The organism is Sinorhizobium sp. NFACC03, from assembly GCF_900103435.1.
In the GTDB taxonomy this organism is placed as follows: Bacteria; Pseudomonadota; Alphaproteobacteria; order Rhizobiales; family Rhizobiaceae; genus Ensifer.
Genome location: NZ_FMXF01000010.1, coordinates 127068 through 141421, shown reverse-complemented (window position 1 = coordinate 141421; position 14354 = coordinate 127068). Strand labels below are relative to the sequence as shown.

The window sequence follows — 14354 nt, the reverse complement described above, 5'->3', positions numbered from 1 at the left end:
ATGCCTGAGTATGATTACATCCGCGATGGCAACGCCATCTACGAGCGTTCCTTCGCGATCATCCGCGCCGAGGCCGACCTTTCCGGTTTCTCCGAGGAGGAAGCGGATCTGGCGGTGCGCATGGTGCATGCCTGCGGCTCCGTCGAAGCGACCAAGCAGTTCGTCTTCTCCCCCGATTTCGTGACCTCGGCCCGCGCGGCGCTCAAGGCCGGCGCACCGATCCTCTGCGATGCCGAGATGGTCGCTCACGGTGTTACCCGCGCACGGCTGTCGGCCGGCAACGAGGTGATCTGCACGCTGCGCGATCCGCGTACGCCTGAGATTGCCGCCGAAATCGGCAATACCCGCTCTGCCGCAGCACTTAAACTCTGGAGCGAGCGTCTGGCCGGGTCGGTCGTGGCGATCGGCAACGCTCCGACGGCCTTGTTCTTCCTGCTTGAAATGCTGCGTGACGGAGCGCCGAAGCCGGCGGCGATCCTCGGCATGCCGGTCGGTTTCGTCGGCGCGGCGGAATCGAAGGATGCGCTGGCGGAAAATTCCTATGGCGTTCCGTTCGCCATCGTGCGCGGTCGCCTCGGCGGTAGCGCCATGACCGCTGCGGCGCTCAATTCGCTCGCGAGGCCGGGCCTGTGAGCGGCGCCGGCGTGGGGCGCCTGATCGGCGTTGGAACCGGCCCCGGCGATCCGGAGCTCTTGACGGTCAAGGCGGTGAAGGCGCTCGGCGAAGCCGATGTGCTTGCCTACTTCGCCAAGGCCGGGCGCAGCGGCAACGGTCGCGCCGTGGTCGAAGGTCTGCTGAAGCCCGATCTCCTAGAGCTGCCGCTCTACTATCCGGTGACGACCGAGATCGACAAGGACGACGGCGCCTACAAGAGCCAGATCACCGATTTCTACAACTCTTCCGCCGAAGCTGTGGCGGCGCATCTTCTCGCCGGGCGCACGGTCGCGGTCCTCAGCGAAGGCGATCCGCTGTTCTATGGCTCCTACATGCACCTGCATGTACGGTTGGCCAACCGTTTCACCGTGGAGGTGATCCCTGGCATTACCGCCATGTCCGGCTGCTGGTCGCTTGCCGGCTTGCCGCTGGTGCAGGGCGATGATGTGCTCTCGGTGCTTCCGGGCACCATGGCCGAGGCCGAGCTTGGCCGGCGGCTTGGGGATACCGAAGCGGCCGTGATCATGAAGGTCGGACGCAATCTGCCGAAGATCCGCCGGGCGCTTGCCGCCTCCGGCCGTCTCGATCAGGCCGTCTATGTCGAGCGCGGCACGATGAAGAACGCGGCGATGACGGCGCTGGCCGAGAAGGCCGATGATGATGCACCCTATTTCTCGCTGGTGCTCGTTCCCGGCTGGAAGGACAGGCCATGACCGGTACGCTCTATGTGGTCGGCACCGGCCCGGGCAGCCCGAAGCAGATGACGCCGGAGACGGCGGAAGCTGTTGCGGCGGCGGAAGAGTTTTACGGCTATTTTCCCTATCTCGATCGGCTGAACCTGCGTCCCGACCAGCTGCGCGTCGCCTCCGACAATCGCGAGGAACTCGACCGGGCACAGGTGGCGCTGACGCGGGCCGCGGCCGGCGCAAAGGTCTGCATGGTCTCCGGCGGCGATCCCGGCGTCTTTGCGATGGCGGCTGCCGTCTGCGAGGCGATTGACAAGGGGCCGGCGGAATGGAAATCGGTCGAACTGGTGATCACGCCCGGCGTGACCGCGATGCTCGCCGTTGCCGCCCGTATCGGCGCTCCGCTCGGCCATGATTTCTGCGCGATGTCTCTCTCCGACAACCTGAAGCCATGGGAAGTCATCACCCGGCGGCTCAGGCTGGCGGCGGAAGCGGGCCTCGTCATTGCGCTCTACAATCCGATCAGCAAGGCGCGACCGTGGCAGCTCGGCGAAGCCTTCGAGATCCTGCGCGGTGTGCTGCCGGCGACGGTGCCGGTCATCTTCGGCCGCGCGGCCGGACGGCCGGACGAGAGGATTGCGGTGATGCCGCTCGGCGAGGCCGATGCCAACCGCGCCGATATGGCGACCTGCGTCATCATCGGCTCGCCGGAAACGCGCATCGTCGAGCGTGAAGGGCAGCCGGATCTCGTCTACACGCCGCGCTTCTATGCAGGGGCAAGCCAGTGAGCGATGCGGTCGAGCGCCTCGTCGCAACTGCCTACGGCGGGCACGTCCGTCGGCTTGCGCCGCTCGACCATGATCACCTCGATGCCCAGCCGGCGCGCCGCGGCGATCTTGCCATAGGTGGCGCTGCCGCCGCTGTTCTTGGCGACGATCACGTCGATCTTCCGGGTCTCCAGCAGCGCGGCTTCATCGGCTTCCTTGAAGGGGCCGGTCGCCAGGATCGCCTCCTGGTCGGGCAGGTTAAGCGGCGGAGTGACCGGATCGACGCTGCGGATGACGTAGCTGTGCTGCGGTGCGACCTCGAAGTGGAACGCCTCCTGCCGGCCGATGGCGAGGAAGACGCGCCGGCGGCGATCGCCAAGCGCGCTCACCGCTTCGACAACGCTGTCGACGGTGGTCCAGCGATCGCCGGGCAGGGGCAGCCATTCCGGTCGGCGAAGCGCAAGCAGCGGAATTCCGGTTCGTTGCGCCGCTTCCGCGGCGTTGTGCGATATGCGCGCGGCAAAGGGATGCGTGGCGTCGACCAGCAGGGCGATGTTTTCGTCGCGCAGGAAGTGCGCCAGCCCATCGGCGCCGCCGAAACCGCCAATGCGGGTCTTGACCGGTTGCGGCCGCGGGTCGGCGGTACGACCGGCAAGCGAGATTGCGGTGTCGTAGCGGGCGTCTTCGGCCAATCGGCTCGCGAGTTCGCGCGCCTCGGTGGTGCCGCCCAATATCAGAATGCGAGGTTTTTCCATGGCTGACGTGCCGAACAGCGAACCCGCCATCGTCTCCCCCTGGCTGACCGTCATCGGTATCGGTGAAGATGGTGTAGCGGGTCTCGGCGACGAGGCCAAGCGGTTGATCGCCGAGGCACCCGTCGTCTATGGCGGTCATCGCCACCTGGAGCTCGCCGCTCCTCTTATCACAGGCGAGGCTCATCACTGGCAGAGCCCGCTCGAGCGCTCGGTGGTGGAAATCGTCGGTCGCCGTGGCAGCCCCGTGGTGGTGCTTGCCTCGGGCGACCCATTCTTCTTCGGCGTCGGCGTGACGCTGGCGCGCCGGATCGCGTCTGCCGAAATCCGCACGCTGCCCGCACCGTCCTCGATCAGTCTTGCCGCCTCGCGCCTAGGCTGGGCCTTGCAGGATGCGACGCTCGTCTCCGTGCACGGACGCCCGCTCGATCTGGTGCGGCCGCACCTGCATCCGGATGCCCGCGTGCTGACGCTGACGTCGGATGGAGCGGGTCCTAGGGACCTGGCCGAACTGCTGGTCGCAAGCGGATTCGGTCAGTCGCGGCTGACGGTTCTGGAGGCGCTTGGTGGCGCCGGCGAACGTGTCACGACGCAGATCGCTTCGCGTTTCATGCTCGGCCTCGTGCACCCCTTGAATGTCTGCGCCATCGAGGTGACGGCCGACGAGGGCGCGCGCATCCTGCCGCTTGCGGCCGGCCGCGACGACGCGCTGTTCGAGCATGACGGCCAGATCACCAAGCGCGAGGTGCGGGCGCTCACGCTGTCCGCACTGGCGCCACGCAAGGGCGAACTGCTCTGGGATATCGGCGGCGGCTCCGGCTCGATCGGTATCGAATGGATGCTGGCCGACCCGACCATGCGCGCGATCTCCATCGAAGTGTCGCCGGAGCGTGCGGTCCGCATCGGCCGCAACGCGACGATGTTCGGTGTGCCGGGGTTGACAGTGGTCGAAGGTGAAGCACCGGCCGCCCTTGCCGGCCTGCCGCAGCCCGATGCGATCTTCATCGGCGGCGGCGGCAGCGAAGCCGGCGTGATGGAGGCCGCGATCGCGGCGCTCGGGCCTGGTGGACGTCTGGTCGCCAACGCGGTGACAACGGATATGGAAGCGGTGCTGCTTGATCATCACGTGCGGCTCGGTGGCACGCTGATCCGAATCGATATCGCACGAGCCGGTCCCGTTGGCGCGATGACCGGATGGCGGCCTGCCATGCCGGTGACGCAGTGGTCCTGGGCGAAGAGCTAGAACAATACCAGCAGTGCGAAGCGGTTTTGCGTCCGGAAATGCGGAAGAAAAATGAGCAAAACCAGCAGGAGCGTGAAGCGGTTTTGCGTCCGCAACTGCGTGAAACAAAGAGAGAGCTAGATATGACGGTACATTTCATCGGCGCCGGCCCGGGGGCTGCGGATCTGATCACGGTGCGCGGCCGCGACCTGATCGGACGTTGCCCGGTCTGCCTCTATGCCGGCTCGATCGTTTCGCCGGACCTCCTGCAGTATTGCCCGCCGGGTGCGCGCATCGTCGATACCGCGCCGATGTCGCTGGACGAAATCGAGGCGGAATACTTGAAGGCGGCTGCGGACGGTCTCGACGTGGCGCGGCTTCATTCCGGCGACCTCTCGGTCTGGAGTGCGGTGGCCGAGCAGATCCGCCGGCTGGAGAAGCACGGCATCGCCTACACGATGACGCCGGGCGTGCCATCTTTTGCGGCGGCGGCCGCAGCGCTTGGGCGCGAATTGACCATTCCGGCGGTGGCTCAAAGCTTGGTGCTGACCCGCGTCTCCGGTCGCGCCTCGCCGATGCCGAACAGTGAGACGCTCGCCGCCTTCGGCGCCACCGGCGCGACGCTGGCGATCCATCTCGCCATCCACGCGCTCCAGCAGGTGGTCGAGGAACTGACGCCGCTTTATGGCGCCGATTGCCCTGTTGCAATCGTCGTCAAAGCCTCCTGGCCGGACGAGCGGGTGGTGCGTGGCACGCTCGGGGACATCGCCGCCAAGGTGGCGGAAGAGCCGATCGAGCGCACGGCGCTGATCTTCGTCGGCCCGGGGCTCGAAGCCTCCGATTTCCGCGAGAGTTCGCTCTACGATCCCGCCTATCAGCGACGGTTCAGGGGCCGCGGCGAATAGGCCGGGTCGCTTCAGGTCCCTGTCGCCGGCTTTCTCCGTCGTTGCGCAGGCTGAAACCTACTCTGCCGGTTCTTCGCGCGGCGGACGCTGCTTGAGCGGCACGCCGTGTTTTTCTTCCACGCGGTCGCGATAGAGTGCGGCCTGCCCGAGCAGCATTAGCGTCATCGGTGTGGTGACGAGAACGAAGACGATGATCAGGATTTCGTGGAACACCCAGCGGCTCTGCAGCACGGCGAAACAGATGATCGAGGCTGTGCAGATCAGCAGCACGCCGCCGCTGGTTGCCAGCGTCGGCGCATGCAGCCGTTCGTAAAAGCTGGTAAACCGCAGCAGGCCGACCGAGCCGATCAGCGCTATGGCAGCGCCCAGAACGGTGAGCCCGCAGACCAGAATGGCCGCCCAGAGGGGAAGGTCGGTGACATGGCTCATTCGATAATCTCCCCGCGCATCAGGAACTTGCCGAAGGCGATCGACGAAACGAAACCGATCAGCGCGACGATCAACGCCGATTCGAAATAGATCGAGTTTGCCGTGCGGATGCCGAAGGTGAGCAGCATCAGCATGGCGTTGATGTAGAGCGTGTCGAGGCCGAGGATGCGATCCTGCGCGCGCGGTCCTCTCACCATGCGGTAGAAGGCGAAGGCCATCGCCAGGCCGAGCATGATCTGGGCAATCAGGATCGACCAGATGATCGTGAGTTCCATCATCCGAATATCTCCTTCAAGGCGGCCTCGTAGCGCTTGACCGTATCGATCCAAACGCGCTCGTTCTCCATGTCGAGCACATGGAAGAGCAGGGATTTGCGCAGGCGGTCGTATTCTAGCCAGGCCGTTCCCGGGGTCGCCGTCATGACGCAGGCGAGCAGCGCCAGGGCATTTTCGTCATCGAGATCGATATCGACGGTCAGGAAGCCGGAATTCGGCGGTCTGCGTCGGCCCCTTAGAATGACGGCAGCGACGGCCAGGTTGGATCGGATGATGTCGAGCGCAATGGTAAAGCCGAAACGCAGCATCAGCAGGACCCGCCGCGGGTGCGAACGGGCGAGGCCGAGCTTGAGCGTCACCCAGCCGAGACCGGTGGCAAGCACGGAACCCATGAGGATCGTGCCGGGGGCGACCGACTGATTGAGCAGCAGCCAGATGGCGAGCAAACCGGCCGAAAGAAGCGGGTAGGGAAACCAGGTGCGCATCGGCTATTGCCCTTCCGCCCGAGGTGCGGTGAGTACGCGTTCTGCATAGCCTGCCGGGTTCAGAAGCGAGTCCGCCGTCGCCTGCATGTAGCGCATCGTCGGGCCGGCCTGCACGCTGAGGTATATGCAGGTGGCGAGCAACACGACGACGGGTGTGATCTCGATGACGACCACCCGCGGCACGGTGTTTTCAATCGACGCCCAGAAGGTGCGGATGCCGACGCGGTTCATGGCGATCATCGCCGCGAGACCGGAGACGATCAAGAGGGTGACATAGGTCCAGTCGGCTGCGGAAATCGCCGGAGCGGCTTCGGCTCCCGACAGGCCGAAAAGACCGCCGAGGATCGCGAATTTGGCGACGAAGCCGGAAAGCGGCGGCAGGCCGGCAAGCAGCAGGGCGCAAAGGCAGAAGCAGAGGCCGAGGATCGCCATGGTGCCGGGGATCGCGGCGCCGACCACTTCTTCCTCCTCGTCCTCGTCGGCATCGCCGTAGGCTTCCATCGTCACCGCCAGAACGTCGGCGCCGGCGTCGCGGCCACGCTCGACCAGTTCGATCAAGAGGAAGAAGGCGGAGATCGTCAGTGTCGAACTGACGAGATAGAACAGCGCGCCGGCAATCATGCTCGGATGGCCGAGGCCGATTGCCGCGAGCAGGGTGCCGGAAGAAACCAGCACCGAATAGGCGGCCAGACGGCCCATGGCCTGGGAGGCCAGCACGCCGATCGCGCCGAAGGCGATTGTCAGCAGGCCACCCAGAAGCAGGATCGGTTGGCCGAAGCCCGCCGAGGCGCCGGCGCTGGCGCCGAAGACCAACAGCGAAAGCCTGAGGATGACATAAATGCCGACCTTGGTCAGGATCGCGAAGACGGCGGCGACCGGCGGTGTCGCGGCCGAATAGGCTGTCGGCAGCCAGAAGCTCAACGGCCACATGCCGGCCTTCACCAGGAAGGCGACACCGAGCACGCCCGCTCCGACCTCAACCATCTGGCGGTCATCCGGCGAGAGCGTCACCAGTTTCATCGAGAGATCGGCCATATTGAGCGTGCCGGTCGCGCCATAGATCAGGCTGACGCCGATCAGGAAGAGCGACGAGGCAGCGAGGTTGATAGCAACGTAATGCAGGCCCGCCTTGACGCGGAGCGGCCCGGAGCCGTGCAGCAGCAGGCCGTAGGATGCCGCCAGCATCATCTCGAAGAAGACGAAGAGGTTGAAGAGGTCGCCGGTCAGGAACGAGCCGTTGAGACCGGCGATCAGCAGCTGGAACAGCGAATGGAAGTGATGGCCGGCCGTGTGCCAGCGCGCGATCGAATAGGCCTGGGCGGCAAGCGCCAGTCCGCTCGTCAGGCACAGCATCAGCGCCGACAGGCGGTCGAGCACCAGCACGATGCCGAAGGGCGCCGGCCAGTTGCCGAGTTGATAGACGCCGCTGCCGGCGGGGGCGCCGTCCATCGAGGCGATGCGCATCAGCACCATCGAGAGGATGAAAAGCGCGAGCGTCGAGACGAAGCCCATCACGCCCTTCACCATGCGGTTGCGCTCGTCGATCGGGATCATCGCGGCACCGACCATCAGTGGCAGCAAGATCGGCAGAATCAGCAGGTGGTGCACCCAGTTAGTCATGGCGCTGCTCCCGGCCGTCGACGTGGTCGGTGCCCGTGAAGCCGCGCGAGGCGAGCAGCACGACGAGAAAGAGCGCGGTCATCGCAAAGCCGATGACGATGGCGGTCAGGACGAGCGCCTGCGGCACCGGATCGGTGAAGCGGCTGAGGTCGCCGACACCGCCGGGTTCCAGCACCGGCGGCGCGTTCACGCGAAGGCGCCCCATGCCGAAGATGAAGAGGTTGACGGCATAGGAGAGCAGCGAGAGGCCGATGATCACCTGATAGGTCCGCGGACGCAGCAGCAGGTAGACGCCCGATGCGGTCAGCACGCCGATCGCGACAGAGAGGATGATCTCCATTAGCGGGCCTCCTTTCCGCTCCGCGTGGCGCGGGCATGGGCACGCGGCGCACGGATCGACTGGTGGGCAAGGGCGATGAGGATCAGCACCGTTGCGCCGAGCACCAGCGAGAAGACGCCGAGATCGAAGAATAGCGCACTCGCAAGCGGGAACTTCCCGACGATCGGCAGCGTCACGTATTGCGCGTGCGAGGTGAGGAACGGATAACCGAAGAGCCAGGAGCCGATGCCGGTGGTCGCGGCGACCAGCAGACCGATGCTCATCCAGCGCAGCGGATGGATGCGCAGCCGTTCCTCGACCCAGCGGGTGCCGCCGGACATGTATTGCAGGATAAAGCCGATGGACATGGCGATGCCGGCCGCAAAGCCGCCGCCCGGCAGGTCATGGCCGCGCAGGAACAGATAGGCGGCGAGCATGCCGATGACCGGGAACATCCAGCGCATGATCACAGAAGGCACGAACAGGTACTCGGCGACGCTGTCGCCCTTGCTGCGATCCGGGTGGTCGTCGTCGAAGGCGTTCTGGACGCGCTGCTGTTCCGGTGCCTCCAGGCTGTCGGCCTGCGGGCGGAAGCGCAGGAGCAGAGCGAAGACCGTGAGCGCGACGATTGCCAGAACGGCGATTTCGCCCAACGTATCGAAGCCGCGGAAGTCGACGAGGATGACGTTGACGACGTTGGTGCCGCCGCCCTCCTTGTAGGCGCGCTCGAGGAAGTAGCTGGCGATCGTCTCGGGCATCGGCCGGGTCATCATCGTATAGGCGATGAGCGCTACGCCGCCGCCGGCGGCGATCGCCAGCAGGAAGTCGCGCAGGCGGCGGAAGCGGACCCTGAGCGAAAGCAGCTCCGATTCCTGCGTATCCTCGATGCGCTTCGGCAGCCAGCGAAGACCAAGCAGGATCAGGACCGTCGTGACGATCTCGACGAGCAGCTGAGTCACGGCAAGGTCCGGCGCCGAAAGCCAGACGAAGGTCAGGCAGGTGGTGAGACCGGCGCCGCCAAGCAGCACGAGCGCGGCGAGCCGGTGGAATTTTGCCAGCAGCGCCGCACCGATCGCGCAGGCGATGCCGACCGCCCAGAGCAGCGCGAAGGCCGGATCGATGCTGCGAACGAGAAGCGGCGGCAGCTCGTATTTGCTTAGAAGCAGCGGCAGCGCACCGGCGGCGACGGCGATGAAGACGAGGAAGCGCATCTGCGGCTGCAGCCGCCGGGTGCCGAGCCGTTGTTCGAGCGAACGTGCCCATTTCCAGGAGAGCGTCACGAGCACGCGCTCGAAGATGCGCTGGCCGTGCAGCAGGCGGAAGATCGGCGGCCCCTCGATGCTGGTCGCAAGATAATTGCGCATCAGGAAATAGAGGCCGACGCCGCCCGCCAGCGCCACGAAGCTCATGATTAGCGGCAGGTTCCAGCCATGCCAGACGGAGAGGCTGTAGTATGGCGTGCTGGCGCCCAGGATCGATACGACCGCCGTGTGCAGGAACGGACCGATGGTGATCGCCGGAATGATGCCGACGACCAGGCAGGCGAGCACCAGGAATTCGATCGGCACGCGCATCCAGCGCGGCGGCTCGTGCGGCACCTTTGGCAGATCCTCCGGCGTCTTGCCGAAGAAGACGCTATGGATGAAACGCAGCGAATAGGTGACCGCGAACATGCCGGCGAGCGTCGCGATATAGGGCGTCATCGTGTCGAGGATGTTGGCCTGGTGTGTCTCGATCGCCTCGGCGAAGAACATTTCCTTCGAGATGAAACCGTTCAGAAGCGGAACACCAGCCATGGCAGCGCTCGCGACCATGGCGAGCACCGCCGTTCCCGGCATGTAGCGGATCAGCCCGCCGAGCTTGCGCATGTCGCGCGTTCCGGTCTCGTGGTCGATGATGCCAGCCGCCATGAACAGCGACGCCTTGAAGGTGGCGTGGTTGACGATGTGGAAGACCGCGGCGACCGCTGCAAGCGGGCTGCCGAGGCTCAACAGCACCGTGATCAGGCCGAGATGGCTGATGGTGGAATAGGCCAGCAGGCCTTTGAGGTCCTGCTGGAAGATGGCGAAATAGGCGCCGAGCAGCAGGGTGGAGAGCCCGGCAAGGCCGACGATCCAGAACCAGGCCTCGGTACCGGCCATCACCGGCCACAGACGCACGAGCAGGAAGACGCCTGCCTTCACCATGGTTGCGGAGTGCAGGTAGGCGGAGACCGGGGTTGGTGCCGACATCGCGTGCGGCAGCCAGAAGTGGAACGGGAACTGCGCGCTTTTCGTCAATGCGCCGAGCAGGACCAGGATCAGGACAGGCATATAGAGCGGCGAGTTGCGGATCAGATCGCCCGACGCCAGCACGACGTCGAGGTCGTAGCTGCCGACGATGCGGCCCATCAGCAGGAGGCCGACGAGCATGCAGAGGCCGCCCGTGCCGGTCACGGTCAACGCCATGCGGGCGCCGTCGCGGGCATGGGCATTGTGGTGCCAGTAGCCGATCAGGAGGAACGAAACGATGCTCGTCAGTTCCCAGAAGACCGCAAGCAGGATGAGATTGCCTGAAAGCACGACGCCGAGCATCGAGCCCATGAAGGCAAGAAACAGCGCCAGGAAGCGCGGCACCGGGTCTTCCGCGGCCATGTAGTAGCGGGCGTAAAGCACGACGAGCACGCCGATCGCCGTCACCAGCACCGTAAAGAGCCAGGCGAAGCCGTCCATCCGGAGCGTGAAATTGAGGCCGAGTTCAGGGAGCCAAGCGATGTCGTAGCGCAGCACGCCGCCCGAGGTGACGAAGGGATAGAGGCTGGCGGCGACGAGGAAACACAGGAGCGCGATCGTTCCTGCGAACCAGGCTGTCGCACCGCGTTGATCGGGCGGAAAGAAGATTGCAAGGAGGCTTCCCGCAAATGGGGCGAGAATGAAGACAGAAAGCAATTTTCCCGCGTATTCGATCGTACCGTTCCCTTCGTTCGGGTTTCATGGAGAGCGGGCACCAGAGCGCCGTGCTTTCAAAAGAATGCACAGGGGACGCACCAGGATGTTGAATCTAGAGCATCTTTTCCACTTCAGTGGGTTGCCCTTGAAGCGGGACGCCCTAGAGGCCCGAAAGGGCGGTCGCATCAGCGACTGCCGCAGGTGATGCCGCCGATCCCAAGACGTGGAGGCAGGCAATTGTTTTTATGGCGATTCGCGGCAAAGCTGCCAAGCCTTACCGGTGCGAAAAATGCACGCACCGTGTTTTTTGCAGCAGGCCGGCGTGCTTCTCAGGCCGCAAGCCAGCGGCGCTCGAAGGCGAAGGTCGCGAGTTCGTTGGCGTTCATCGGCCGCGCGAAGGCATAACCCTGCAGCCCGTGGCAGCCGAGTTCCTTCAGGATATGGGCGTGTTCCAGCGTCTCGACGCCTTCGGCGATTACTTCGATGCCGAGCGACGTGCCGATATCGATGATCGATTCGACGAGGCGCTTTTCGGCGGGCGAGTCGAGGATCGGCAGGACGAGCTGGCGGTCGATCTTCAGCCGCCGCGGGGTCAGCTTCAGAAGGCTCAGGATCGAGGCATAGCCGGTGCCGAAATCGTCGATCTCGATGTCGATGCCGAGTTCCTTGATTCGGCGGATGTTGGAAAGCACGGTCACGTCGCTCTCGTCAAAGGAGATCGATTCCAGGAGTTCGAAGGACAGGCGGCCCGCCGGAATTTGCAATTGTTCGAGGCGATCGATCAGGTTTTCGTCGTGAAGACGTGCATAGGACAGATTGACCGAGACCTTGGGAATATGGATGCCGCCCGCCTCCCAGCGGTAGATCTGGAATAGCGCCTGTTCCAGGATTGCCTGGTCGATCGACGCGACCACGTTAATGTCTTCCGCCGTCTTCAGGAAGGTATGCGGGCCGAGCAGTCCCTTGGACGGGTGATCCCAGCGCGCCAGTGCCTCGACACCTGTTATGTCGAGGGATCGCGGGCAGAACTGCGGCTGGAAATGGGCGATGAACTCGTTGTGCTCCAGCCCGCGAAGGATCTCGTCGGCCGTCTGCTTGGTCTTGAAAACGGCCGTCTTCAGCTCACCGGTAAAGGTCTCGTGCCGGTTGCGGCCGCGGCGCTTGGCTTCGTAGAGCGCAATATCGGCATTGACCAGCACGTGCGACAGATCATCCGTTGCCTTGGCCTGAGCAGCAATGCCGATGCTGACGCCGATGCGGCACTCCTGGTCCTTGTAGCGGACGGGCACGCTCATCGCCTCGATGATGCGGGATGCGAGTGCGGCGTCCGGTTCCATCCCGCCATCCTGGCGAACGATGACGAACTCATCGCCGCCGATGCGAGCGACGAAGTCCCTGGCATCCGCATTGCCCCGGAGCAGCTCGGCGGCATGGCGCAGGATCTCGTCGCCGGCGGCGTGGCCGAGCGTATCGTTGATCTGCTTGAACCGGTCGAGGTCCATGTGGAATATGCTGAGCCGGGCCTCCGGTGCGAAATGCCTGTTGCGCTCGGCCAGGACCTGATCGAGGAACCGGCGGTTCGGCAGGCCGGTCAGCGGATCGTGCAGCGCATTGAATTCCATGCGATGGCGCGCCGCCTCGAGCTCGACGCTGTGTGCCTCGGCCATGCGCTTGGCTTCGAACAGGGTTTCGCGGGTCTCGAAGTCGGCGGTGACGTCCCAGTTAACCCCGACGACCTTCCGCATGCCATCGGCGCCGATATAGGCGGAGCCGATCGCGCGAATGTGACGCAAACTGCCGTCTGGGAGGCAGATGCGGAAGTCCGAGTTGTAGGCGTCGCCCGTCTCGAGCGCTTCTACGAACTCGGCCTCGGCGCGCTGGAGATCGTCGGAATAAAGGGCGCTCCTCCAGTCCTCATAGGTCTCGCGGGTAGAGCCGGCGCGACCGTAGAGTTCGCGCATCCGGTCGTCCCAAAGCAGCTTGCCGCTCGCAATATCCAGCTCCCAAATGCCGATCTGCGACGAGTCCAGCGCGATCTTGAGGCGATGGGAGAGTTCCTGCAGCTGCGCCTTGCTGTGCCTCAGCGCGCGGATGTTCATCTGCCGCTCGCTCATCAGGCGACCGGTCAGCACCATCGGCAGGATGATCATCAGGCCGCCGAGAACGATCAATCCGCGGATGAACCAGGCATTGCCGGCCGTCGTCGGCCAGCCGCCCCTGGGAACGGCTGCAATGCGCCAGGAGCCGCCGGGCAACAGCACGGTCATCCCGACCGGCGAATGCTTGAAGATCGCGGGGTCGCCCGGCTATTGCGATATCTATGCCGGGCTGTTCGGAAAGGAGGCCGCTGTCACGATAGAGGCGGTCGATGTCGATGATGGCGGAGACGATGCCCCAGAAGCGATTGCTGCCGCCGCCGGCGTCGATCATTACCGGGAAGCGGCCGATCAGCCCACGTCCGCCCTGGACGAGATCCACCGGGCCGGCAAGCACCATCTGCCTGGTGTCCTTGACACGCATGACGGCAGCGCGCTGCAACTCGTTCTTGCGGTAATCGAGCCCCAGCGCCTTCTCATTTCCTTTGAGCGGGTAGACGAGCGAGACGACGAGGTTCGGCGCGGCAGCGATGCTGCGCAGTTGCGAGCGTTCGGTAAAGATGCTGCGCGAAAGGGCGGCGAAGCGCTTCTGATCCATGCCCGGCTCGGTGACGAGCGTGCCGATCAAGCCGCGCACGAGCTGGATATTGCCGTTGACGTTGGCTTCGAGCTTGGAGCGGATGGGATTGAGCTCTTCGGCTACCCGTGCGCGCAACCGCGCCTCGGCTACCACCTGGTTCTGATTGTCCGCCAGGATGCCGGCCACCAGGACCACGAAAGCCGCGATGACCGCCGGAAGGTAGCTTGGCGTTAAAACCCTGGAGAGCCTCTTCATTCCGAGGTTGAAAGCATGTCTGGCAGGCACAAATCACCCCGGCGGCACGCGAATGGCTGTGTATCGACCCGGATAATCCCAAAAGGGTCTTAATAATTCTTGTTTTAGCCAGCTCTTTTATTCGAGGTTTCGCACTCAACCGCGCTTGCGCTCGGGTAGCTTCTTGCGCTTGGTCTCGGCGAGTTCCTTGAGTTCACCTTCCGTCATGGATTTTTCCATCTCGCGGGACGCGCCCTTGAGACTGGACTTCTTGGTCTCTCCGCGTTTTGCGGCCAGGGCCGCACCGGCTGCCTTCTGCTGAGCTTTCGATTTGGCTGGCATGGAACACCACCTTTCGGTTGATAGCCTTTTCCCAACGCTCAGCCGTCGCCGGTGTTCCCAA

General features: G+C 64.6%; 13 protein-coding genes and 1 pseudogene. 5 read left to right on the top strand and 9 right to left on the bottom strand.

The window, feature by feature from the left end; translation table 11 throughout:
• Genes BLU35_RS15180 through BLU35_RS15170 form a run of 3 tightly spaced genes read left to right on the top strand, consistent with a single transcriptional unit; the run spans position 1 to position 2128 of the window.
• Complete coding sequence (locus BLU35_RS15180) at positions 1 to 633, top strand: precorrin-8X methylmutase (protein ID WP_093233585.1); 633 nt, start codon at positions 1 to 3, stop codon at positions 631 to 633.
• Positions 630 to 1367, top strand: a complete 738-nt coding sequence (locus BLU35_RS15175; RefSeq protein WP_093233584.1) for a precorrin-2 C(20)-methyltransferase — start codon at positions 630 to 632, stop codon at positions 1365 to 1367. The genes BLU35_RS15180 and BLU35_RS15175 overlap by 4 nt, the downstream gene beginning before the upstream one ends.
• Positions 1364 to 2128, top strand: a complete 765-nt coding sequence (locus BLU35_RS15170) for a precorrin-3B C(17)-methyltransferase (RefSeq protein WP_093233583.1) — start codon at positions 1364 to 1366, stop codon at positions 2126 to 2128. Before BLU35_RS15175 ends, BLU35_RS15170 begins: the two co-directional genes overlap by 4 nt.
• Here BLU35_RS15170 and BLU35_RS15165 read toward each other — a convergent pair.
• The gene (locus BLU35_RS15165; RefSeq protein WP_093233582.1) at positions 2107 to 2892 is read right to left on the bottom strand and encodes a cobalt-precorrin-6A reductase; all 786 of its coding nucleotides are present in this window, start codon (positions 2890 to 2892) and stop codon (positions 2107 to 2109) included. The two genes, BLU35_RS15170 and BLU35_RS15165, sit on opposite strands and share 22 nt — an antisense overlap.
• Between BLU35_RS15165 and cbiE the strand changes: the two genes are divergently transcribed.
• Positions 2861 to 4102, top strand: coding sequence for a precorrin-6y C5,15-methyltransferase (decarboxylating) subunit CbiE (gene cbiE / locus BLU35_RS15160; RefSeq protein ID WP_093233581.1), 1242 nt, complete (start codon positions 2861 to 2863; stop codon positions 4100 to 4102). The genes BLU35_RS15165 and cbiE overlap by 32 nt on opposite strands.
• Positions 4103 to 4224: 122 nt before the next feature.
• Positions 4225 to 4986 (top strand): precorrin-4 C(11)-methyltransferase, encoded by a 762-nt coding sequence (gene cobM / locus BLU35_RS15155; RefSeq protein WP_058326882.1) that lies wholly within the window; start codon positions 4225 to 4227, stop codon positions 4984 to 4986.
• 57 nt (positions 4987 to 5043) lie between these two features.
• Here cobM and mnhG read toward each other — a convergent pair whose 3' ends face one another.
• The 8 genes and pseudogenes from mnhG to BLU35_RS15115 all read right to left on the bottom strand — a co-directional run bounded on the left by mnhG (position 5044) and on the right by BLU35_RS15115 (position 14293).
• Complete coding sequence (gene mnhG / locus BLU35_RS15150; protein WP_093233580.1) at positions 5044 to 5415, bottom strand: monovalent cation/H(+) antiporter subunit G; 372 nt, start codon at positions 5413 to 5415, stop codon at positions 5044 to 5046.
• Positions 5412 to 5693 (bottom strand): K+/H+ antiporter subunit F, encoded by a 282-nt coding sequence (locus tag BLU35_RS15145; RefSeq protein WP_057254530.1) that lies wholly within the window; start codon positions 5691 to 5693, stop codon positions 5412 to 5414. The genes mnhG and BLU35_RS15145 overlap by 4 nt, the downstream gene beginning before the upstream one ends.
• The gene (locus BLU35_RS15140; RefSeq protein WP_057254531.1) at positions 5690 to 6175 is read right to left on the bottom strand and encodes a Na+/H+ antiporter subunit E; all 486 of its coding nucleotides are present in this window, start codon (positions 6173 to 6175) and stop codon (positions 5690 to 5692) included. The genes BLU35_RS15145 and BLU35_RS15140 overlap by 4 nt, the downstream gene beginning before the upstream one ends.
• 3 nt (positions 6176 to 6178) lie before the next feature.
• Entirely contained in the window at positions 6179 to 7795 is a 1617-nt protein-coding gene (locus tag BLU35_RS15135; protein ID WP_093233579.1) for a monovalent cation/H+ antiporter subunit D, read from the bottom strand.
• Positions 7788 to 8135 carry a Na+/H+ antiporter subunit C gene (locus BLU35_RS15130; protein ID WP_058326879.1) on the bottom strand — a complete coding sequence of 116 codons (348 nt, stop codon included), beginning with the start codon at positions 8133 to 8135 and terminating at the stop codon, positions 7788 to 7790. The genes BLU35_RS15135 and BLU35_RS15130 overlap by 8 nt, the downstream gene beginning before the upstream one ends.
• A complete protein-coding gene (locus tag BLU35_RS15125; RefSeq protein WP_058325292.1) occupies positions 8135 to 11041 on the bottom strand; it encodes a monovalent cation/H+ antiporter subunit A in 2907 nt (968 codons plus the stop codon). Before BLU35_RS15125 ends, BLU35_RS15130 begins: the two co-directional genes overlap by 1 nt.
• A gap of 329 nt (positions 11042 to 11370) precedes the next feature.
• Positions 11371 to 13972: pseudogene (locus tag BLU35_RS15120) on the bottom strand (bifunctional diguanylate cyclase/phosphodiesterase).
• Positions 13973 to 14107: 135 nt separating this feature from the next.
• Positions 14108 to 14293 (bottom strand): DUF3008 family protein, encoded by a 186-nt coding sequence (locus BLU35_RS15115; protein ID WP_093233578.1) that lies wholly within the window; start codon positions 14291 to 14293, stop codon positions 14108 to 14110.
• Positions 14294 to 14354: the final 61 nt, after the last annotated feature.

Coding starts and splice junctions, on each gene's coding strand:
- BLU35_RS15145 (WP_057254530.1), bottom strand. CDS start 5,693: ATGATGGAACTCACGATCATCTGGTCGATCCTGATTGCCCAGATCATG.
- BLU35_RS15165 (WP_093233582.1), bottom strand. CDS start 2,892: ATGGCGGGTTCGCTGTTCGGCACGTCAGCCATGGAAAAACCTCGCATT.
- BLU35_RS15135 (WP_093233579.1), bottom strand. CDS start 7,795: ATGACTAACTGGGTGCACCACCTGCTGATTCTGCCGATCTTGCTGCCA.
- BLU35_RS15115 (WP_093233578.1), bottom strand. CDS start 14,293: ATGCCAGCCAAATCGAAAGCTCAGCAGAAGGCAGCCGGTGCGGCCCTG.
- mnhG (WP_093233580.1), bottom strand. CDS start 5,415: ATGAGCCATGTCACCGACCTTCCCCTCTGGGCGGCCATTCTGGTCTGC.
- cobM (WP_058326882.1), top strand. CDS start 4,225: ATGACGGTACATTTCATCGGCGCCGGCCCGGGGGCTGCGGATCTGATC.
- BLU35_RS15180 (WP_093233585.1), top strand. CDS start 1: ATGCCTGAGTATGATTACATCCGCGATGGCAACGCCATCTACGAGCGT.
- BLU35_RS15170 (WP_093233583.1), top strand. CDS start 1,364: ATGACCGGTACGCTCTATGTGGTCGGCACCGGCCCGGGCAGCCCGAAG.
- cbiE (WP_093233581.1), top strand. CDS start 2,861: ATGGCTGACGTGCCGAACAGCGAACCCGCCATCGTCTCCCCCTGGCTG.
- BLU35_RS15130 (WP_058326879.1), bottom strand. CDS start 8,135: ATGGAGATCATCCTCTCTGTCGCGATCGGCGTGCTGACCGCATCGGGC.
- BLU35_RS15140 (WP_057254531.1), bottom strand. CDS start 6,175: ATGCGCACCTGGTTTCCCTACCCGCTTCTTTCGGCCGGTTTGCTCGCC.